The sequence below is a fragment of the Brachyspira sp. genome, from assembly GCF_029258575.1.
In the GTDB taxonomy this organism is placed as follows: domain Bacteria; phylum Spirochaetota; class Brachyspiria; order Brachyspirales; family Brachyspiraceae; genus Brachyspira.
Genome location: NZ_JARHYI010000087.1, coordinates 1 through 24,185 on the forward strand (window position 1 = coordinate 1; position 24,185 = coordinate 24,185).

Annotated in this window: 16 protein-coding genes; 7 read left to right on the plus strand and 9 right to left on the minus strand. The window is 25.5% G+C overall.

The features are described from left to right. Nucleotides 1–20: 20 nt before the first annotated feature. The 5 genes from Q1J76_RS06915 to Q1J76_RS06935 all read left to right on the plus strand — a co-directional run bounded on the left by Q1J76_RS06915 (nucleotide 21) and on the right by Q1J76_RS06935 (nucleotide 12,876). Nucleotides 21–3,416: a DUF4132 domain-containing protein gene (locus tag Q1J76_RS06915; RefSeq protein WP_300368821.1), complete on the plus strand. Its 3,396-nt coding sequence runs from the start codon at nucleotides 21–23 to the stop codon at nucleotides 3,414–3,416. Between the two features lie 382 nt (nucleotides 3,417–3,798). Next, complete coding sequence (locus Q1J76_RS06920) at nucleotides 3,799–9,555, plus strand: Ig-like domain-containing alpha-2-macroglobulin family protein (protein WP_300368824.1); 5,757 nt, start codon at nucleotides 3,799–3,801, stop codon at nucleotides 9,553–9,555. 118 nt (nucleotides 9,556–9,673) lie between these two features. After that, complete coding sequence (locus tag Q1J76_RS06925) at nucleotides 9,674–10,960, plus strand: PD-(D/E)XK nuclease family protein (protein WP_300368827.1); 1,287 nt, start codon at nucleotides 9,674–9,676, stop codon at nucleotides 10,958–10,960. A 13-nt stretch (nucleotides 10,961–10,973) separates the two neighbouring features. After that, nucleotides 10,974–11,501, plus strand: a complete 528-nt coding sequence (locus Q1J76_RS06930) for a hypothetical protein (RefSeq protein ID WP_300368830.1) — start codon at nucleotides 10,974–10,976, stop codon at nucleotides 11,499–11,501. 268 nt (nucleotides 11,502–11,769) lie between these two features. Further along, on the plus strand, nucleotides 11,770–12,876 hold the full coding sequence (locus tag Q1J76_RS06935; RefSeq protein ID WP_300368833.1) for a hypothetical protein: 1,107 nt from the start codon (nucleotides 11,770–11,772) through the stop codon (nucleotides 12,874–12,876). A 25-nt stretch (nucleotides 12,877–12,901) separates the two neighbouring features. Here Q1J76_RS06935 and Q1J76_RS06940 read toward each other — a convergent pair whose 3' ends face one another. The 9 genes from Q1J76_RS06940 to Q1J76_RS06980 form a co-directional block, all read right to left on the minus strand. After that, a complete protein-coding gene (locus Q1J76_RS06940) occupies nucleotides 12,902–14,032 on the minus strand; it encodes a DUF362 domain-containing protein (protein WP_300368836.1) in 1,131 nt (376 codons plus the stop codon). Between the two features lie 192 nt (nucleotides 14,033–14,224). Then, complete coding sequence (locus Q1J76_RS06945) at nucleotides 14,225–15,226, minus strand: glycosyltransferase family 2 protein (RefSeq protein WP_300368839.1); 1,002 nt, start codon at nucleotides 15,224–15,226, stop codon at nucleotides 14,225–14,227. A gap of 149 nt (nucleotides 15,227–15,375) precedes the next feature. Next, entirely contained in the window at nucleotides 15,376–16,203 is an 828-nt protein-coding gene (locus tag Q1J76_RS06950) for a thioredoxin fold domain-containing protein (RefSeq protein WP_300368842.1), read from the minus strand. Nucleotides 16,204–16,262: 59 nt separating this feature from the next. Next, nucleotides 16,263–17,081, minus strand: coding sequence for a thioredoxin fold domain-containing protein (locus Q1J76_RS06955; RefSeq protein WP_300368845.1), 819 nt, complete (start codon nucleotides 17,079–17,081; stop codon nucleotides 16,263–16,265). Between the two features lie 53 nt (nucleotides 17,082–17,134). Beyond that, complete coding sequence (gene mnmA, locus Q1J76_RS06960; protein WP_300368848.1) at nucleotides 17,135–18,193, minus strand: tRNA 2-thiouridine(34) synthase MnmA; 1,059 nt, start codon at nucleotides 18,191–18,193, stop codon at nucleotides 17,135–17,137. A 24-nt stretch (nucleotides 18,194–18,217) separates the two neighbouring features. Next, on the minus strand, nucleotides 18,218–18,895 hold the full coding sequence (locus Q1J76_RS06965) for a tetratricopeptide repeat protein (protein ID WP_300368851.1): 678 nt from the start codon (nucleotides 18,893–18,895) through the stop codon (nucleotides 18,218–18,220). 27 nt (nucleotides 18,896–18,922) lie between these two features. Then, nucleotides 18,923–20,572: a BatD family protein gene (locus Q1J76_RS06970; RefSeq protein ID WP_300368865.1), complete on the minus strand. Its 1,650-nt coding sequence runs from the start codon at nucleotides 20,570–20,572 to the stop codon at nucleotides 18,923–18,925. Between the two features lie 22 nt (nucleotides 20,573–20,594). Next, the gene (locus Q1J76_RS06975; protein WP_300368854.1) at nucleotides 20,595–21,437 is read right to left on the minus strand and encodes a tetratricopeptide repeat protein; all 843 of its coding nucleotides are present in this window, start codon (nucleotides 21,435–21,437) and stop codon (nucleotides 20,595–20,597) included. A gap of 2 nt (nucleotides 21,438–21,439) precedes the next feature. Further along, entirely contained in the window at nucleotides 21,440–22,483 is a 1,044-nt protein-coding gene (locus Q1J76_RS06980; protein WP_300368857.1) for a vWA domain-containing protein, read from the minus strand. A 210-nt stretch (nucleotides 22,484–22,693) separates the two neighbouring features. On the opposite strand from Q1J76_RS06980, the gene Q1J76_RS06985 reads away from it, so the two are divergent. Next, nucleotides 22,694–23,509, plus strand: coding sequence for an ATP-binding protein (locus tag Q1J76_RS06985; RefSeq protein ID WP_300368860.1), 816 nt, complete (start codon nucleotides 22,694–22,696; stop codon nucleotides 23,507–23,509). A 171-nt stretch (nucleotides 23,510–23,680) separates the two neighbouring features. Continuing rightward, on the plus strand, nucleotides 23,681–24,185 hold a 505-nt coding region (locus tag Q1J76_RS06990; RefSeq protein WP_300368862.1), incomplete at its 3' end, for a ferredoxin reductase domain-containing protein.

Here is a 24,185-nt window from a genome sequence, read left to right on the forward strand (position 1 = left end):
TTTATAATATAAGGATTTTTATGGATTTAGAAAAAAAGTTGGAAGAATTTTATGCTGATGTAAGAATGCCTATGGAACAGGCTGAAGCAACTAAAAATTTTAATTCAATAACTATTTGGGGATATTCATTCGCTTACAAAATGAATGATATAATTAAATGCTACTGTGCCATAGAAGAAGATAATCAAAAATTAAAAGACAGATATAAACATTTATTAAAAATATATTATTATAATGAACATAAGAAAAAAGATTACAGAGAAAGTTTTGTACTTCCTCATTTAATATTATTTGGGAATTTAGAAGAAGCATTACAAAATATAAATTACAGCACCTATAAATCACATATATGCAGAATAATGTCTTTTCAAATGCCTATACATAAAGTATTTGAATCATTAAATCAGTATTTCAATAAAGAGCTCACTGAATATGTTAATAAATATATAGATATAATAAATTCAGAAAATGCTGAAACAACATTTAAAAATATGGACAGAGATGCAGTTATACCTCTATTTGCATTATGTGCTATGGCAAATACTGAAGAATCAAATAAATATATAGATATTATTATTAAAGCATTAGACTATATGCCGAATAAACTTGATGCTTTAAATGTTATTGCCCCTATTATAAATAAACATAAATCATTAAGAGATAAGTTTGAAGAAATATTAAATAATGATGAAACTTTGATTATAGATATTAATACTGAGTTCGGAAACTATTTTTACAGAGTGGCTTTTTCAGATAAAGATAAAATTATTGATAAAACATATAAAGAGCTTGATTTTCCAAATTATTTTTCATTTATTGCTAAATATTTTGATAATTACTTCTATATAAATATATTACATAATTTCAAAAAACTTTATTTAAATGATAAAGAGGGTTTTTATAAATTATATAATCTTTTAAAATCAGAAAATTATATAACAAGAAAAAATATAAAAATCATATTTATATTATTCAGTGCAGTTTTGTTGGAGCATAATGACAATAACTTTGATTTAGAAACATTTAAATTATGCTGTCAAATAATCCCTAGTATAATTTTAAAATGCCTGAAAAAAGAAGACAGTCAAGATGTTAATAAAATATCTAATAATATAAAAAATTTAGAAGATGTATTTAATAAAGATAAAAACAAGGCATTTAATGATTTAATAGAGTATTTTACAGGAAAAAAATCCTCAAATAACTGCTACAGATTCAGAGCAACATACCCTGAAATTAATTTAAATACAGATATGATGTATGTATTTGCATTATTTAATTTTGAAGATTTATGCGAAGAAACAAAATCATTAAAAAAATTCTCTATAGATGTATTAAAACATTTAACTATACAGCTTGGCATTAGAAAATATATAGAAACTCAATATGCTATAACTTCAAAAACATTCAGAGAAATTGCTGATTCGCTTATAAATAATGAAGAATTAAATATAACATTAAAAGAAATTCTTCTTTCATATTATTATGATTATGGTAATTACTATATGCCACCTCCATCATTATATAATAGTTTAACAGATGAAAAAGATAATATAAAAACTTTAAAAGATTTATTAATAGAAAATTACAAAGAGGAATTAAAAAATATATTAGATGATAAAAACTTTATTAAGAAAGAATTAAGCAATGAGAAACTGGCTATTTTAGATATATTGAAATGGGCATATAATCCTAATTTCAATTATAATAATTTTGATTTAGTTTATACAGTTCTTGAAAGCAGTAAAAAAATAGAAGTTAAAAGAGCATGTTTAAAAATCATATCTGATAATGAGGATATAACAAGAGAATATGTTGAAAAAACTATTGATAAAGTGAAAGCTGCTGATTTAAAAGGAGCTTTAAAAACTATACTTAAAAATTGGAATTTAAAAAAATACGGTGATAAATTCAATAATACTGATGAAGCAATTGAATTTATTAATACATACTATAATACAAGCTATGAAAACAGTATTAAATTTTTAGAGAATATAAAATTTGATAAAGTATTATACAAAAATGGAAATGAGGCAGATGAAAGAATTATTAAATATATTTTCATTGAGTATATGAATTTAACAGAACCTGCAAGACTTAAAGACTGCGATATGCTTGCTGATTTATTAGAAATTAACTCTTTTCAAAAAGTATTAAGCGATGTATTTAATTATTGGAAAGAAAGCAATTATGATAATAAAGAAAAAAATATTTTGATGCCTTATTGTATATATTCTGATAATTCAAAAATCGATGCTGTATATTCATTAATAAAAGAATTTGCCAAGGGATCAAGAACTATATTAGGAGCATTCATTGTAAAATGTATTGCATTAAATGGAAAAAACTATGCTTTAATATTAGTTGATAATCTAACAAGAAAAGCACCTACAGCAAAAATCAAAGAAACTGCAAATGAAACTATGAAAAATGCAGCAGAGATTTTAGATATTTCTACCGATGAACTTTCTGATATAATCATTCCTGATTTTGGTTTTGACAGAAAAGGAAATAAAGTTTTAAGTTATGGAGGAGAGGCAAACAGAACATTTACATTAAATATCAATAATAATTTAGAATTGACAATTAATGATGATGAAAAAAATAAAATCATAAAATCACTTCCAGCAGCAAACAGCAAAGACGATAAGACAATGGCAGATTCAGTAAAAAAAGAATTTACATCTCTAAAAAAAGAAATAAAAACTTTGATACAATCTCAAAAAATAAGACTTCAAAGAGTTTTTATGAATGGCAGAAAATGGAATTACGAAAGTTTTAAGAATGTATTTGTTAATAATAGTATTATGAATATATTTGCTTTGAAATTAATTTGGGGCGTTTATGATGATAATAATAAATTAATTGAAAGTTTCAGATATATGGAAGACGGCACTTTCAATACTGCAGATGAGGAAGAATATAAACTTGAAAATACAAATAAAAAAAATATCACTTTAGTTCACCCTATTGAATTAGATGAAAATACTTTAAATAAATGGAAACAGCAATTAACAGATTATGAAATTAATCAGCCTATAGAACAGCTCAATTTCAAATATGAAACTATAGAAGAAAAATATATTCAAGATGATGAGATAAATGCATTTGAAGGAATAACTGTTAAAGCTGGAACTTTAATGTCATTTTCAAATAAATATGATTTGGCTAGAGGAGAAACAGAAGACGGAGGAAGCTACAGCGAATATATTTTAAAAGACAGCTATTTAAAAATTTCAGCACATATTACATTTGACTATATGTATTTTGGAATCAATCCCGATGAAAATATCAATTTAAATAATATTATTTTCTATGATGAAAGTGATGAGCTTCAGCCCGTAAAAACAAATCCTTTAAAGCTGAATAAAAGATTCGTTAATTCTTTCTATAGTATAATAAAAAATAGTATATAAAGAATAATCAAAATAGTCTTTATTAATTTTTATTATAAAATGAACAAACAATTATAAATAATTATTATATTATTTTTAATGTATTTTTTATAATATCATAGAAGATATATAAAATTTAAGAAGATTTTCATATAAAAATATAACCACAAATTATGATAGAATCACAAAATAATAATGGCAATACTGAAAATTTGAATATTAATTATCAAAAATAGTTAAAAAAACATATAATACTTTTTTACATTTTTTAGTTTTATATATAAATTGTAATATTATTGTAAATAATAAATCTAATAAAATATTTTTACTTTTAATTATTTACTTTAAAATTATTTATGATATAACTTTACAAATAAAAAATATCATTAAGCGGAGAGGTTTTATGAAGAAATTGAAAACTATTTATTATATTGCTATTATGTCATTAATATTGACAGCATTAACAGGAGTAAATATGTTTGCAGCTGTAAATATTGATAAAACAACCCCAATCGGTGAAAACACTTCAAGAAATAATTATGAAGCAATAACAGTAACTTTTAATCAGCAGATGACCGCTTTGCAGACTATAAAAGAAGTTACTAATAAATATTTTAATTTCAATATAGATGTTAAAGGTAAATGCAGATGGCTTTCTGTTAATACTTTAGCATTTTATCCTGATGAGCCTTTACCTGATAATACAAAAATAGAAGTTACACTCAAAAAAGGAATAAAAAGTGAGCTTACAGGCGATATATTAGAAAATGATTATACTTGGACTTTTAATACTTTAAGACCTATAATGGAAAAAACTTCTCCCTATGACATGCAAAGCGATGTGTCTACGAATATAAGCATAGTTATTTATTATAATATGCCTATATATCTTGAAACTGCAAAATATAATATACAATTAATATCAAGCAGCAATCGCAGCAAGATAGATTTTGATATAAGATATGCTAGAACAGAAGATTTAAGAGAATGGGAAATCAATTCATACAAATTAGAACAGGTATTAGTTTTAACTCCTAAAAATAAATTCAATATGAATGATACTATAGAAGTAGTGATTGATTCGGGGCTTAACGGTGTTAATGGAAATTTAGGTACTGCAGAAACTGTTAGTTTTTCTTTCTCTACGCATGACAGCTTTTATTTTAAAGGTGATAGTGAGCAGACAGTAACAGCCTCATATTCTCCAGAAGCTCCTAAAATAGAATTCAGTACAAGGGTTGAATGGGCTGATTTGATGAGAAATATTGAAATTACTCCTGCAATTCAGCTTCCTACAGAAGAAGAACTTTATGAAAATTCTTGGGCTGAAAAAAACTTCTCTCTTTATCAATTAAGATTCAATCCTAATGTTACATATAATATAAAAATTAACGGAAGTCTTAAAGATATTTACGGACAGACTTTAGGAAAAGAATTAAATCTTACTTTAAATGTAACAGATTATAATCCTTCAGTTTCTATACCTTCTGGAATGGGAGTTATAGAATCTTATGAAAATGTTAAACTTCCTATAAAGGTAATGAATCCGAATGTTATTAATATAGAGAGTAGATTCGTTTCTAAAGATGATATTATTCCTTTTTTATTTGTTAATGAAGAAGTTTACAGATATGATAATAGTACAGAGTTTAAAAATTACACAAATCAGTATAAGCATTTATTAGGTTATGATAATAAATCAGAATATACACCTAATATTAAAAGAAATAGATATTTAACAACAGCATTATATTTAACAAACTATATGCAGGGAAAGCAATATGGTTTATTAAATATAAGTTTTAATACTAAAACGGGCTATCAAAGTGAATATGATTATGAAGCAGAATCTCAAATACAAATTACATCTATGGGTGTAACAGGCAAATTCTCAGGCGATTCAAATACCATATTTGTAACAGATTTAAAAACTGGAATGCCTGTTGCAGATGCTCAAGTAGAAATAAGAGATGACTTTAACAGAGTTTTAGAAAAGACAACTACTGATGAAAACGGAATAGCCACTACTAAAGGATTTAGAAGTTTAGGAATAAAAAGATCAAGCAGATGGGACTCTCCAAGACAATGGGCAATAGTTACAAAAGGCGATGATGTATCTTTCATAAACAGCGATTGGGGAACAGGTGTTTCACCTTGGAGAATGGATATAAGTTATGATTATTCTCCTGATGATAAAGATTATAACGGATCAATGTTTACAGAAAGAGGTATTTATAAGCCAGGAGAAGAAGTACATATAAAAGGTGCTATAAGAGAAAATAAAATTGGAAATTGGCAAATACCTAATGATTTAAAAAATGGCTCTTTTATAATAAATAATTCAAGAGGAGAAGAAATATATAAAGGAACAATTACTTTAAATGAATTTGGTTCTTATTTAATAGATTTCACTTTGCCAGAAGATGCTCCTACAGGATATTACAGTGTAAATGCAGAATTTAAAAGCGAATCAAATAATGAAAGTCAGGAAAATAGCCCATACAGTTTATCTCAAAGTTTCAGAGTAGAAGAATTCAAACCTTTAGAATATGAAAGCAGACTTTGGGTTGAAGATAAAAATTATTATTTAAGCGACACTATGTATATTAAAATGTCTGGCTGGTATTTATTCGGTGAGCCTATGATATCTAATCAGGTTAATTACAATATATCTATGAATGAAACTTTCTTCACTCCACCTAATAATACAGGATTCCGATTCACAAAATTAAGCTGGTTTGAAGATAAATATTACAATAATTATTATTCTATGATAGCAAATGGAACAGCTTCATTAGATGAAAATGGAGAATATTCTTATGAACCTAAAATAGATGCAAGCCGTTCAATACATGCTGCTTATGTTACTATAGAGGCAACTGTAGAAGGACAGGATTCTCAAAAAGTAAGCACAACTAAAAATGTATTAGTTCATGGAAGCGATTATTATATAGGTATAAAAAGACAGGGATATTTCTTGGATACTGATAAGCCTACTCAATTGGAATTCATTGCAGTTGATCCTGAAGGAAACAGACTCGAAGGAAAAAAAATAGAAGTTCAGGTAATAAGAAGACATTGGGAATCTGTAAAGAAAGCCATAACAGGTGGAAGATTTGAATGGCAATCAAAACAGATTGATGATGTTATTGAAACTACTACAATTACAACAGATAAAGAACCAGCTACATATAGTTTCACTCCTACAGATTCAGGACTTTACATAATATCGGCAAGAGCAAAAGACTCCAAAAACAGAGAAGTTGCTTCAGATGAATATATGTATGTTATAGGTAAAGATTATGCTCCTTGGGCAATGTTTGATGATGATTTGCTTGAACTTATAACAGAAAAAGATGAATACAAGCCTTATGAAACTGCTAAAATAATGGTGAAATCTCCTTATGAGAGTGCCACTGCTTTAGTTACAGTTGAAAGAGAGTATGTAATAGATTCTTATGTTACAAATATAGAAGGTTCTACTGCTTTAATAGAAATACCTATAAAACCTGAATATTTGCCTAATATTTATGTTGGTGTTTCATTAGTTAAGGGCAGAGTTGAAAATGAAAGCTATACTAATTATAATACCGATGAGGGTAAGCCTTCATTTAAAATAGGTTATGCAGGACTTTCTGTATCTCCTCGTGAAAAAGAACTTAATGTAAAAATAACAAAATCTGCTGACAGTTTGGAGCCTCGCGATGATATGACTGTTGATTTATATGTTGAAACAAAAGAAAGCAAGCCTATGGAAACAGAGATTATGCTAAGTGTAGTTGATGTAGGAGTATTAAATTTAATAGGTTATAAAACTCCTAACTGGTTCAATACTTTCTACGGACAAAGACCTTTAAGCGTATCAAGTGCCGACAGTAGAATACACTTAATAGGACAAAGAAATTACGGAGAGAAAGGAGATACACCAGGTGGCGACGGTATGAGAGTTAATAATATAATGGCTAGAGCTGAAGCTATGGGAATGGATGTATTTAGCATAAGAAAAAAATTCCTAACTACAGCATTCTATCAAGGCAGAGTAAAAACAGATGCTAATGGTAAAGCTACTGTAACATTCAATTTACCTGATAATATTACATCATTTAGAATAATGGCTTCTGCTATAAATCAAGACGGTTATTTCGGTGCTTCTGATGATGTTGTTGTTGTTAAGAAAAATATTATGCTTCTTCCTACTATTCCTGAATTTGCTTATATTGAAGATAAATTCAAAGCTGGAAGTACAGTATACAATTATTCTGATAAAGATTTAGAAATAGAAGTTCAGGCAGTTTCTTCTAATGCTATTATAGAAAATGCTACGCAGAAAATAACTATTCCTAAAGGTGGAAATGCTGATGTAAGATTTGATATTACAGCTACAAACAAAGGAGAGGCTAAAGTTACAATATTTGCTAAAGGAGGAGAGTACACTGACGCTATTGAAAAAACATTCAAAGTTAATGTACCTATGACTACAGAATCAGTTGCATTATTCTCAAGCACTACAAATAACAATACAGATTTAATGCTTAAGATTCCTAATATATCTGAAGCGTACAAAGGTGCAGGAGATTTAGAAGTGTATATATCTCCTAGTGCATTCAGTGAACTTACAGGAGGTATAAATTATCTTATAAATTATCCTTATCTTTGTTTGGAACAGCAGTTATCAAGAATCTATCCTATAATAACAAGTAAAAGATTATTGGTAGATATGAAACTTACAGATATACCTGAAGAAAATTTAGATAAAACAGTTCAGGATTTCTTAAAAATGATGCCTACTTATCAGAGTGCAGATGGAGGATTCTCTTACTGGTCTAGCAAAACTTGGATATCTCCATGGCTTACTGCTTATGCTGCTGATGCTATGATTAAGGCAAAAAAAGAAGAATACACAGTTGATGAAAACTCTTTAAAATTAGCATTAGAATATATAAATAATTATGCTAAGAGCAGAGAGGCTGAAAAACCTAGCTTCTGGAATGATGAATATATTAATCTTTCATCTATAGCATATATTGCTGCAGTTCTTTCTGAAGGTGGATATAATGCTGATGATGTAAAAACTATAATAGACAGAATATATCCTCAAGTTAATAACATACCTTTCTACGGACAGGTTCAATTAATGAGGGCTATGTATTATAATAAATATGACAATAAGGCATTTACTGAAGTTAGACAGTATATACTTAATACTATAAAAGAGGATCCTAACACCGCACATTATGAGCTTGAGGCTAGATATTCTAATCTTTATTGGATACACTCTTCATCAGTAAGAGATACATCTATAGCTTTATACGCTTTAATAGAAACAGGTTATGACAATGCTATAAATGAAAAAGTTGTTCGTTGGTTGGTACAGTCAAGAAAAAATGGTAGATATTTAAATACTCAGGATAATGTATCAGTATTTGCTGCTATGAATATGTACTTCAAAAAATATGAAAATGTTAAGCCTAATTTCAAAGCAGAGTTTATATATCAGGGAAAAACTTTACTTGAAGAAACATTTACTGCAAGAACTCAGCCTAGCCTAACAAAAAAATATGCTTTAGATGAGTTTATGAATGAGAGATTAAGTAATGCAAATACTAGAAGTGCATTAGCTAATATAAAACGCAATGGGGACGGAAGACTTTATTATGGTGTAAGACTTACTTATGCCCCTCGTGATTTAGCAGTTAATAGAGATGCTGGAATAAAAGTTGAAAGAAGATACGAAACTAAAGACGGCAAAGTATTGGATCTCACTAAAGATAAATTCAAACAGGGCGAGGAATATGTTGTTGTAGTGAAAGTTACTGCTCCTTATGAAAGACATTTCGTTGTAGTTGATACTCCTGTGGCTGCAGGTATGAGAATATTAAACTCTTCATTTGCTACAGAAAGCAGCGAAGTTAAAAACATAACTGGCAATACAGGAAAATCTGCTTGGTGGTGGGGCGGATTCAATCATACTGAAAATTACAATGACAAAATATTATTATTTGCTGATATGCTTAGCGACGGTGAACATGAGTACAGATATGTAGTTCGTGCTGTTACTCCTGGTGAATATTTGCTTCCTGCTACTAAAGCTGAAGAGATGTATAACCCTGAAGTATTCGGTTATGACGGACAGCATAAAATTGTTATAGAGGCTAAATAAGCTAAATAATAAAGTTAAAATAATTTTATTACATTAAATAATTAAAGGCGGTATCTTTTTATAAGGTATCGCTTTTTTTATATTTGCCATAAAATTTATTTGTATTTATAATACTTATATGAAAAAAATACATTTAGATATAATAAATTTTTTATTTTCTAAAAATAGAGAATTAATTACTAATAAAGAAAACATTTTAAATCTTTTATTAGAAAATTATGAAAGTCTTATTCATTATTTAAAAGAATATAAATTAAGTAAATCTCCAAGGATTAATATATTTAAACTAATTAATATAGAAGAAGTAGAACGTAAAAATTCTACAATATTATATGAATTACTGAAAATAAATATTAATAATGAAAATGTACAATTCAATTTTATGAACTCTTTTTTACAATATATTTTTAAAAAAGATATTATAAATGATAGTGATGAAACATTTGAAATAGAAAAAGAGTATAGTCCAAAAGGAACTCAAAAATCTATAGATTTGTATATTCATAATAGAAATTTTTCTGTTATTATTGAAAACAAAATTAACAGCGGAGATAATGGAGATAATCAGTTATTAAATTATATCAATTATATAAAAAATGAAATAACTCATAATAATATTTATGTTATATATTTGACTAGAGGCGGTTATTTACCTTCAGAAAATAGTTTACCAACAAAAGAAAGAATAGAATTAAAAAATAAATTTATTAATATATCACATAGAAATATTGCTGAGTGGCTACAATATCTTATCTATGAAAATGAAAATTGTCATTTTATACATATGAAAGAATATGATAATTTGAAATCTGCAATAGTTCAAATTATAGAAGAAGAGGAATATTTAAGTTCAAGCAGCGAAGAGGATACTTTTATGCAAGATAAATTAAAAGAATTATTACAAAGCAATGATGCATATAATAATATTAGTACTCCTGAAGAAGCACAGGAATATATTGATTTGATTGAAAGTACAATAGAAATATTAAGACACAAAAAAACTGATAATATGCAAGATTATATATATTATATTAAAAAAGTGTCTGATATTTTGATAGAAGATAAAAAATATAAATTTGAAATAGAAGATTCTGATACTATAAAAGATAATTTATTTAATAAAAATTTCTCTCACACAATATATAAAAAATCGGATAAAATAGAAGATTTGTATATTATTTTAGTACTTAAATATAATCATATAAGTGTAGGATTTGATACAGGAGGAATTAAGAAAAGAGAATTAGGAAATATAATAGAAAAAATAAAAAACTATAAAATAGAATGGCTTAATAGAAATGATAATGAAGGTATATGGTATGATATAGATATAAATAATGAAAGTGCTGAAGATACAGCTTCTAAAATGAAAGAATTATATGAGGCATTAAAAAATATAAAATAATTAGGTATTAAATATGAATAATAAATTATTGCAGAAAATATTAGAAAACAATAAAAATTATGAAAAAATATCATCTATAGAAGATATAGATAATTTTATTGATATATTAGAAAATACAAAAGAAGTTCTTCTTAAAAAAAGACGGGAATTAGTAAAAAAAGATGTACAGAATCATATTGATTTTTCTAAGGAGATTGATAAATTAATAAAATCTAAAAATGAACATTTTAATTTTAAAGAAGAAAATACTTTATTAGATGAGATTTATGACAAGATAGAAGGGGCTATAATATATTGTGATGTAAATGATTTTACTATTTATATAAGTATTGGTCAAGGAGAAGAATATATATATATTTGTATTTACTCTAAAAATGCAAAACTAATAAATAAATTAAAAAGTATATATTTAGATAATGAATTGTCTTTCCTTGATGGAAATGATGCTCATTACATATGGGGACCTATTGTACAAAACGATGCAGAAGAAACAGCAAATAGAATGCTTACTATATTTAATGTAGTAAATAAAATTAAATAGTTGTTATAATTAAACCATTAAGAAAAAGCATCCCCACCCAAGCGTTTTTGAAATTTATTATCTCATAAAAACACAATATAATTAAATTAATGTTACAAATACTTTTTAACAATATATTTTTTGTGAAAAATAAAATATTTTTTAGAAAAATCTATTTTATACAACACATCAAAATATAAAATGTACTTGTTTTTATATACAAAATGTTATAAAATACTTATATAGCTTACATAATCATAATTTAATTAATATAAATATTGAGGTGTACATGAAAAATAAATTATTAATATTTATAATTGCTTCTTTAACATTAATTTCTATTAATAATTCAATATCATTCATATTTTTCTTCTTTATGTTGGCTTTTCTTATTATAATAGTATCATGTTCAACATTATCAAATATATATAATTATCAGCATTTTTATTTAATTAATAAGAATAAAGAATATTTAAATATATTAATCTTGAATGATGAACATGAATATGGAAGTATATATTATTCAGATAAAAACAATAACAAAATAGAATATAAAATAAAAAAATTAAATAAATTAGACGGCTATTTCAAAGCAGAATCCCCTGACGGAAAAAAATTAAATGGTTTTCTTCCAAATAGAAATAGCGGATTTGAAGGACGTTTAAACAACGAAAATATTTATTTCGAATATCCATCATCATATATGTCAGAAACAAATATAATACAATATACATATTCAAATAGTATTGGAAAGGCAAAAATTAATTATAAAATTTATTTATTTTTATTGAATAATCCAAATAATGTAAGTTCTATAAATAAAATTAATGCAAGTATAAATAAAGAATATGGTATAACAGAAACAACAGACTATAAAGATCAGAAAGATCTATATAAGACTATAGAAAAAAGTTTGAATAAAAAAATACAAAATAATTTTCATAAATTAGAAACTTTAATTTCTAATGAACAAAAAGTATATAACATTACAGTATCTATACCCAATATAAATCTATTAAATAATGGTTTGATATCAATATCAAGTAATAAAATATTGAATAATGCCACATATTCTCTAAATACTGGAGAAATTATAAAAATAACTGATATAATAGCAGATACAAATAAATGTTTAAGTCTTATAAAATATAAAATGAAAAATCATTATAATAATGATTACTATGATAACATAGATGAAAATAAAAATGATAATATGGCAAATCTTAAGTTAGAAAACAGTTATTTCTATTTAACTCCTAAAGGAATTATTTTTAATTGGCTTTTAGAATATAGAGATGATATAATTGATGAATATATTAAATATAGTAGTATATTTATTGAAGCAAAAGAACTTGAAGATGTTATAAGCAATAAATATAAAAATATCTTTGATTGATAAATAATATATTTAAAATTAATTATTAAAATTTTCTTTTTAATACTATAGCCTTATGAGGACATAATTCCTGACAGCAATAACATGATATACAATGTTTGTAATAATATTCAGGCGGAGAATTTTTTCCCTTCTTGTCAAAATTAAGTGCCAAAGGAGTAACAGGACAAACCTTAACACAAACACCGCATTTCACACATTTATTTTTTTCTATAACAGGTTTAGGTATAATAGTAGCAAAAAGTCTTTTTATGATAGGAAATTTGCTTAACTTCATTAAACTTCTTCCTACACCTATTCCCTTATGAGGCTTTTTAAAATCTGTTACCTTTACAGCATCTATACCATCGCCAAGAACTTCTATTTTATCTTTATTTGAAAAACCATGTTTAAATCCCATTTTTAAAGTAGGTATTGTATTATAATCGAATGATATTATTTGAGAAGCTACATAATCAACTGCTACAGCATCAGATGATACTATCAAGGCATTAACTTTTTTAGGACTGCCGTTTCTAGGTCCATTTCCTTCCATGGCTAATATTCCATCCATTATATAAAGTTTAGGATTCACTAGTTTATTCAAATCAAGAAGCATAGTAGAAAAATCTTCAAAATCAGGCAATTTCAAATGATATTCAGCCTTTCTAAAACCAGGTATGCATCCAAATTGATTTTTAACAGCACCAGTCATAGTTGTAAGAGCATGCGATTTTAATTTCGGAAGACTTATTATTACATCAGCTTCCTGAATAGGTTTGGATATAGTGAAACTTTTCTCCTGTACTCCATTTTCATAAGTAACTCCTACAGGCTCTTCAAAATCAGCATATTGAACATTCATTTTATTTGCTATTTCATCTATACCGGCCTTTAATGCTACACTGCTTCCCTTTCCTATTCCTGGCGAATCTCCATAAGAAATATTTTTAGTTATCTCCTGAAGTATAGATACAACCGCTTCAAATACTACAGGGTGAGTAGTTACAGATCTATCTGCAGTTTCGGCAGCTAGTAAATTGGGCTTTAATAATACCTTATCATTTTCTTTTACAAATAAATCTATTCCACCTATCAAATCTATAGCTTTTTTTATAGAGTATTTAACCTCTTCAAAATCATAATTTTCACATTTTATTACAGCAACTTTACTCATATATAATAATAACCTTAAATTAAAACTATATTTATATTATATAAAAAATTAAATTAATTGTAAATAGAGTTGTTATTATTTTCCACTCCGAACAGTATTATTAATCATTACAGATAGTAATATTATTCTTTATACAATAATAAAAGTATTATAAAGCGTTCAAATGATAAAAAACAATTCAAAAAATAAAGTTTATGAATTATCATTCTTATAATATTTATATCTGTTTTCTTTATAGCGTATAGATACATCTTTATTAAATATAGTAAATCTTATATAATTATATTTATATTTCACTTTGCTATAATATTTTTTTATTGTGTCGGATTCTATAAAAACAATAAATTCTTTGGAAAAATATTTATTATAATCTTCTTTATTAATATTATTTACAGTTTTATTTAAAGTATTTTTTATAATATCAAAAATTTTTCTCTCATCATCAGTAATAAAATTTTTAGTTCTAAAAGCCAAAAATACCTCGCCTTCAATATATTTAGCAAATGATAAAGACTTACTTTCCCAAAAATTATATTTAGTGTAAAACTCTTCTAATAATTCTAAATATTTTCTTATATTAAGAACTAATTTTTTTATATTCTCAGCTGTATTTTCTGTAGATTGTCCTGCTCTTTTTACATAATGATAATTTGTATTATATTCAAAACTAATATTTTTAACATACATCAAAAGCTCATGAGAAAATATTCCGTCTTCACCAGGATGTATATTAAGCGGGTATCTTAAATATTTATAATTATCCAATATAGATTTTTTTATAAACATAGACCAAGTAGGAAGTGCTGAATGATATTCTTTATTAACCCTTTTATCTAAATTCCAAAAAGTACTCAATACCACTAAATCACTATTATTTGTTTTGGCATTATTATAAAAAACTTCTATAAAATCATTATCTATATAATCATCACTATCCATACAAAATAAGTATTCGCCTCTTGCTTTATCTATTCCATCATTTCTAGCAGCAGATACTCCTGAATTTTTTTTATCTATTATTATTATTCTGCTATCTTTATAAGTATACTCTTTTAATATTTCGAGAGAATCATCAGTAGAACCATCATTAATGCATATTATTTCTAAATCTTTATATGTTTGATTAATTACACTATCCAAACAAGTCCTCAAATATTTTGAAACATTATAAACAGGTATTACTATACTAATCATAATTTTCCTCTATAAAAACTTAAAAATATATTATAATTTTTAATTGATTTTATAATTATATTTTAATTAATGATTTTTTAAAGTGTATTTATAAAAAAAGAGATACCAAAAAATCAGTATCCCTTTTAAAAATATACTTTTTATAAATATTAATTACTTTCGTTTATATATGAGAGTAAGCTTTCATACTGCACTTTCATATTATCTGGAGTTTTAGGATCATCTAAAAGTTTTTCCAAATATTTTTTAGGCTCATCTTTCTCGCCTGCAAGAACCATGGTAACAGCTTTATAATAATGTGCTACATAAACTTCTTCAGATTTAGGATAATCCTTTATAATAGTATCAAAATATTCATTAGCCTTTTTATAATCATTTCTCTGAGCTTTCATTAAAGCAAAACCAAGTAAATATTTAGGCATTTTTTCTTTTGATATAGCATTTTTCTCCATCAAAGCATCATATATTTTTTGAGATTCCTCTTCATTACCAGATTCCATATATAAATCTAATTTTTCTAAACTAGGTTCTTTACTAGACAATACAACATTGATTTTATCCAATTTTTCTATAGCATTTTTCATATATGGAACAAATTTCGCACCCTCAACATATCCGCCTACATTTTCTAATACTAATCCATCAGCATTTATAAAAAGTATTGTAGGAAATCCCTGAACTCCATATTTTTTAGCTAAATCAGCACCTTCCTGAGAAGTTTCTGGATTGATTTTCACAGATACCATTTTTTTAGCAACATCTATCACATCTTTATGAGCATAAGTATTTTTATCCAATTCCTTACACCAAGTACACCAGTCAGTATAGACATCTATCATTATAGGTACATTCTTTTCTTTAGCTTTTTTCATTGCAGTGGCTAAATCTTTTTCCCATTTTATTTCAGCATTGGCATCACTGCAAGAAATAATAGATGAAAATATTATTACAAAAATTATTAATATATTTTTATTCATAATGTCTCCTTTTTTAATACGAAATATTATAAAATATTTTTATAATAAAACAATATATCTTAATCATAATTAGATTTAAAATAATTTATAAAATCCAAATACTCAGATTTCATTTCTTCAGGAATTTTATTAGTAAGGCTTTCTATATATTTTATACCCTCATTAGTTTGACCATTATTGATTACCATATCGAGAGCCTTATAATAATGTGCTATATAAACCTCATTATAATTACTATATTTGTTTATTATATCTTCAAAATATTTCATACCCTCATCTATTCTATTATTATCCAATAATAATAAAGCAATACTTGATATATATTTAGGTATGTTATCTTCAGATATTTTATTTTCTTTTATCAATTCATTATACATATTTAAAGATTCATTATCATAACCAGATTCAAGATAAATATTTAATTTTTCTATACTAGCATTATCATCTTTAAATATTTCCTTAATTCTTTTTTCTCTCTCTGCAATACTGCTCATTTCATTTATCAATTCATTATTATCAATATAACCTACTAATTTTTTCACAACAAATCCATCGCTGTTAATAAAAAGCATAGTAGGATATCCCAATATATTATATTTCTTTTGTATATCTTTTCCATTGAACGCTTTTTCAGGATTAAATTTTAATGCCACAAAATTATTAATCTTATCAATAACATTTTTATCAGCAAATGTAGTTTTATCCATCTCTTTACATATTCCGCACCAATCTGTATATAGCTCCATGATTATTATTTTATTTTCCAATTTAGACCTTTCTATTGCCTTATCAAAATCATTTTCCCAATTTATTTTTTCATTATTTGAACATGAAATAAAGAAAATAAAACTAAATATGATAATATATAATTGATTCATCTATATGCCTTAAAATCTAATATAATATACAAATAAAAACAGAGAAATCTAGATTAATAAACAATACCGCCGCATAAAGTTATATCATCATCATAGCATACACAAGACTGACCTTTAGCTATAATACCCGTAGGCTCTAAAAATTTTATATTAATAGTATTCTCATCTATAGGCATAACTCTAGCCATAGTACCCTTATGAGCACTTCTAGTTTTAACTAAAGCCTCAAATTCTCTTTCTATAGGTTCAGCTATCCAATTAACATTATGTATTTTTACATCATTTACAAAAGTATAATTTTTGTTTCCAACATAAACTGTATTCGTATTGCTGTCTAATGATACAATAAATAAAGGCTCCTTATATGCTATACCTAATCCCTTTCTCTGACCAACTGTATAATGCCATATTCCTCTATGATGTCCTAGAATTTCATTGGTATCTATATTTATTATATCCCCTTCTTTATCTCCATCAAATAATCTATGATATTCTCCAGCAAAAAAATCCTGACTTTCACTTTTTTCAGCAACTTCTAAATTATATTCTCTTGCAATTTTTCTTGTATCTTCTTTGGTATTCTCATACATTGGGAAAAGTATTTTTGATAATTGTTTTTGAGTTAATCTATATAAAAAATAAGACTGATCTTTTATCAAATTTTTTCCTCTTAACAAAAGATGTCTATTTGATTTTTCATCATATTTTATACCAGCATAATGCCCTGTAGCAAATTTATCAAATTCTAATCCCTGTTTTTCTATAGCTTCAAATAATGCTTCAAATTTTATATGGCTATTACACATTATACAAGGATTAGGAGTTAATCCATTCTTATAAGAATTGGTAACATAATCTATAACCTTTTTTTGAAACATTTCACTTACATCAAAAGCATAATAATCAATTCCTATATCAGCAGCATATTTTTTACACTCTTCTACAATTTTTTCCTGATAAGGACTATAACATGAACCGCTTAAAGGTGCTCTTTTATCTCCATTCCAAAGAAGCATAGTAACACCGAATACCTCATTTCCTTGTTCTTTTAAAAGTTTTGCCGTAGTAGTAGAATCCACTCCTGCACTCATTCCAACTGCTATTTTTTGCATACTATTAACCTCTTTAATATCTTATTATATTTTTTCAGCAGAACTCTTATTTATCCAACCTCTGAAATTTCCTTTTACATAATACCAATTATCATATTCTTCAATCACTCTTAATTTCCTTCCCTCATTTATCTCAGAAATAACTTTTGATTTTATACTGCTTCCACTATATAAATTGGCATTTTCTATAGTAACAATATAATCTGAACTTATATTATTATTTAATAACATTGTAGGTACTAAAAAAATTAAAGATAATATCAACAAAAATTTATTAAGCTTTCTTTTTTTTAGCAATAATACTATTAATGATGTAAAAAATATTAAAAACAATATTAAAGATATATACATCATAATAATAATAGAAGAATCATGATCATTATTTCCCGTCAATGAATTTATCATAACTTTTATTTCTTTATCAAAAGGAGATATATTCAAAGATTTTTCATAATAAAGAACAGCATATCCATTACTTCCAATGGCAGCATAAGAAGAAGCTAAATTATAATACAAATCCTTTGATACAAAATTTGATGATAAAATATCTCTATATAAATAATTAGCCTCTAAATATTTTCCATCATTATAAAGTTTATTGGCACTTTCAAATAAATTATTTAATCTCTCAAAATCAGTATTTACTTCGCTATATAAAAAATATGACTGAAATAAAAGAAATATTATAATTAATTTTTTCATATAAATACTTACCTGTATTATGTAAATTTATTTTCTTACCTTTAATTCTTTTATATATTTTACCAATTCTATAGATCTTGTATGATAATCTTCATTACTAGATGATTCTCCAGAATATAATTCAAATCTGCATTTATCAATTATGCTTTTTATTTCATCGGCATGTTCTTTGTCCATATAATCATTTAATTTATTATCATCTTTTATATGAAATTTATCTTTTAAAGTTGTTAATAAAATATTCTCTATAGATTTACAATATTCTTTTCTATTATTAGAATTATAATATTCTATAATATCATCAATTCTGCTATCTTTATTATTTTTAGCCAATGAAAATTTGATACTATTTATTTTTTTATAATTAAAAATTAATACACATACTATAATCAATATCAATATATAAAAATAAACTATTTTGATATTAAGTATTTTAAAATATTTATCTTCTTTTAAAGTGGTATCTCTTATAGATATAGTATTTATTTCTTCTCCATTATTATTAACAAATGAATTATCATTAATTTTAGTTCCAGATATAGTTAAATTAATAGGCATAGAATATAAATTTGTATAAGCTTTATCATTAGGAGAAAAATAACAGAAATTTATATTTGAAATAATAGAATTACCTTCTGCTTTTGCCACTAAAATATATTCTTTAGTTTTTTTACTTATCATTTTATTATCATCAAACCAATTAGTTTCATATGTTTTTGGCTGATATACAGAAAAATAATTTGTAATATCATCATTAATTGAAGGCATTGTTATTATAGATGTATTACCTTCACCTAAAACTTCCATAGTTATTAAAAGCTCTTCACCTACTGCAATATTCGTTTTATTAGCCTTTGTACTAAAAATAAAATCTCCAACTCCCCCAGAAAAATTTTCAAAACCTTTTTTATCTGGAAGCGGAAGAACTTTTACAGAAAAACTCTCCTCTCCATATTGAACCCTATCATAAAACATTCCATCTTTTTCAAATACGAATGGAGTAGTTAATATATTTTTCGAGCCTTCTTTTACAGGATAAAGCACTTCTCTTTTTAATGGTATAGAACTCACTCGCTTTCCGTCTATTATTTCTGTAAAAGAATTATAATCAGAAGAATCAGAATATGAAATAAAATCTGTTCTGTCTGGTATTTTAGAAAAACCAAGAACTGTAACAGGTATATGAGAATATGCTTTTTGATTTATATATATAGGTTCATATAAATATACTTCTTTTTTATTGATACTATTATCAATATATATATCATCAGCATAATTCATAAAATCCTCAAATTTATTTCCGCTTGGAGTATAATTATTACTATTTTTGGCAGGAGAATCCACAACTTCTATTTCTACAGGATTTGATATATATGTTCTATTATTAATTTTTATTGTTATTTTATCAAAAGTATATTTTCCTTCCGTATTAGCTACATAGGTAAAATTATATGTTTTAATGGATTTGAATGTACCTGAAGAATACATCATATTTATTGATTGAGATGTTCCTCTAAGTATAAGTCCGTCTATATCATCTATTAAAACTCTTCCAGAACTGTTATCTATAGTAACTGAAACAGTAAACACATCCCCTACACCTACTTTTGTATCTGATATTTTTGCATTGATACTAGTTTGAGAAAATAAAGGCAAATAGAAAATGAATACTGCCATTAATACAACTCTAAAAAAAATATTACCAATCCTTATCAATTCTGCCTCCGCCGTAATATTGATCTCCATTATCTTTATCTTTTCTATACTGTCTTAAAGATTCCAATAATCTATCTATATCTGATTTTTGATTCTGATCATCATTTCCATTTTGATTGTTGTTTCCATCATTATTCTGATCATTATTATTCTGATTATTTTGATCATTATTATTCTGATTGTTTTGATCATTATTGTTTTGATTATTTTGATCATTATCATTCTGATTATTTTGATCATTATTATTCTGATTATTTTGATTATTATCATTATCAGAACCGCCATTATTATTATCGCTTTTTCCGTCCTGATTCTGATCTTCATTTTTCTGAGTGCTTGGACCTGTATTATTATTTTGTTTCTGTTCTTCTAATTTTTTTTGTGCATATTCCAATGCTCTTTTTGAATTTTCATCTTCAGGAGTATTAACTAAAGATTCAACCAATTCATCTATTGCCCCCTGATAATCCTGAGCTTCAATTTTTGTTATTCCAGAATTATAATGTATAGCACTTTTCATTTCTCTACTTGTTTTTTCTGTAACATTTTTTTTAGCCATATCAAATAATTGAATAGCACTATTCATATCGCCTACAGATGACATCGTAGTAGCCATATTATAAAATATTTCTGGAGAATTAGGAAGTTTACTTAAAGCCTTTTCATACAAACTTATAGCTCCGTCATAATTGCCTTTCTTTATAAGTCTATTAGCCCTATCAACATCTAATTTTGCTGTAAATTCATTTAATGAAAAAGCATATATATTATGAATCGGCATAATACTAATAAATAATATCATAATTAATAAATTGTATTTTTTCATATTTAATAATTCCTAATTTCAGATTTCCTATTCATTATTTTTTCTTTTATTATTTTTTCTTTTATTGTTTCTCTTATTTTAATTTGAGTCAATATATTAAATAAACTTGCTATAAATATCAAAGATACAGATATAGCTAAAAATATTTGAAATCTTTCTTTATAACTTCTATTATTTCTAACAGCAGAAACACTATCCATATTCTGCTTCATATCATTAAATATATTTTCCAATGACATATTTTCTGCAATATAGCTTTTTCCTCCAGTTGAATCTGCTATCAATTTTAATGTATTATCATTTCTCTTTGAAATAACAGTTTTCTCTCTTACCCCCAAATCTGTACTAATGCTTGCCCCAGCAGGAGTTCCAACACCTATAGTATATACGCTTATATTCATATCCTTTAATTCTTTTAATATCACATCAAAATATCCACCATGATCTTCTCCGTCAGTTATTAATATTATAGATTTTCTGCTTGCCGTATTAACATTAAAAGTATTTTTTGAAGTAACCAAAGCATCAGCTATTCTAGTGCCTTGCAAAGTAACTGATTTAGTTCTCAGATTATCTAATATATATGTAAATGTTTCCATATCCTGTGTGAATGGAGAAGCGATAAAACTTGTTCCTGCAAAACCAACTAATGCTACAGATAAATTATCCGTGTTTTTTACGAATTTTTCTATTTCTAATTTAGCCCTTTCTAGTCTTGAAGGCCATACATCATCAGCATCCATAGACCTTGATAAATCTAATGCTATAGTTATCATATAATTATCAGTTTTAATTTTCTGTTCTATTATACCCCATTTAGGCTGCATCAAGGCAAATATAAGACATGCTGATGCAAGTATCATAAATATTATAGAAAAAACTCTCAAATTAGATATTCTTTTATAATTTTTATCATTTTGAAAATTTAAATTTTTAGTAAATATAGATAATACTTTACGAACCTTTTTCCTTGATATAATAAACAATACTATAAGAAAAGGAATAAATATATAAAAAACAATAAATTTAAAATCACCAAAAATCATAACTATCCGCTTATATAAAATATTTGTATATTATACCTATAATTAGTATAATATCAATATCTAAAACTTTCATGATAAAACCATATAAAACTATTATATATAAAAAATTAATTTATAAAATATATTGTTGCCATAGCAATAGCTTTTTCATTATATATATAATATCCTAATAATATAAATAATAAATATAGATAAGGATATCATACAATAATGAAGAGAAGAATAATAAAAATAGATGAAGATAAATGCACAGGCTGCGGTGTATGCATACCTGATTGTCCTGAAGGTGCTTTGCAAATAATAGACGGAAAAGCAAGACTTATAAGCGATTTGTTTTGTGACGGACTTGGGGCTTGCATAAAGGCATGCCCTGAAAATGCTATGGAAATAGAAGAAAGAGAAGCTGAAGAGTACAATGAAAGCAAAGTAATGGTAAATATAGTTAAAGGTGGATTAAATGTTATAAAAGCACATCTCAAACATTTAAAAGATCATGGAGAAGATAAACTTTTTAATGAAGCTATGAAATATTTAAAAGATAATAATATGGAGGTGCCTGATATGGAAGAAAGTAAATCATGTGGATGTACTGGAAGCATGCCAAAGGATATGAGAAATCAATTTAGAATAGAAAATAATAACAATAATATTCAAATGAATTCAGAATTAAGAAATTGGCCTATACAATTAAAGTTAGTTAATCCCAATGCTAATTATTTTGATAATGCTGATTTATTAATAGCTGCCGATTGTATTCCTTTCTCTTATCCAAATTTTCATTCAAGATTTTTAAAAAATAAAACTCTTTTGATGTTCTGCCCTAAATTGGATATTGATATTAACGGATATATAGAAAAATTAACTAACATATTCTCAAATAAAAATATTAATTCTATATCCATAGTTAGAATGGAAGTTCCATGCTGTGGAGGTGTTGAAATGATAGTGCAGAAAGCTCTTGAAATGGCTAATAAAAATATTATCATTAAAGAATATATAATTTCAATAGATGGAAATATAATTTAATAATTTTTATATATACTTGAATTTTTATAAATATATGGTATATTAAAACTTTATGAGACATATATTTATTTTTTATACAGAATTGTTCAATTGATAATTTCAAAGAATACCTTTATCTCTAAATATAGAGGCGGGTATTCTTTTTTTATAAAAAATATGAAGGTTAAAATAATGTTTTTAGAAGATAATATCATAATAAATAATATAAAAATATCAGATGATAAATATTTGCTTAGAGTAAAATCAAAAGAAAGCTATAAACATTCAAAAGCTGGACAGTTTTTCATGCTTAAAAGCAGTACATATTTGAGAAGACCTATAAGTCTACATTATATTGATAATAATATATTGGAATTTTATTATCAAGTAAAAGGAGAAGGAACTAAATATCTATCGAATTTAAAAGAAAATGATATTATTAATATTCAAGGACCATTAGGAAATGGATTTGATACCAATATACAAAATAAAAAAATCTTAATAGTAGCAGGCGGAATGGGTACTGCCCCTATTAAACTATTAATAGAAAAACTTTATGAAAATGATTCAAACAATTCTATTACATTAATAATGGGTGGTGCTAATGAAACTGCTATAAAGATAATAAAAAGATTTGATACAAGTAATATTGATTTATATATAACTACAGATGATGGCTCTGTAGGAGATAAATGTA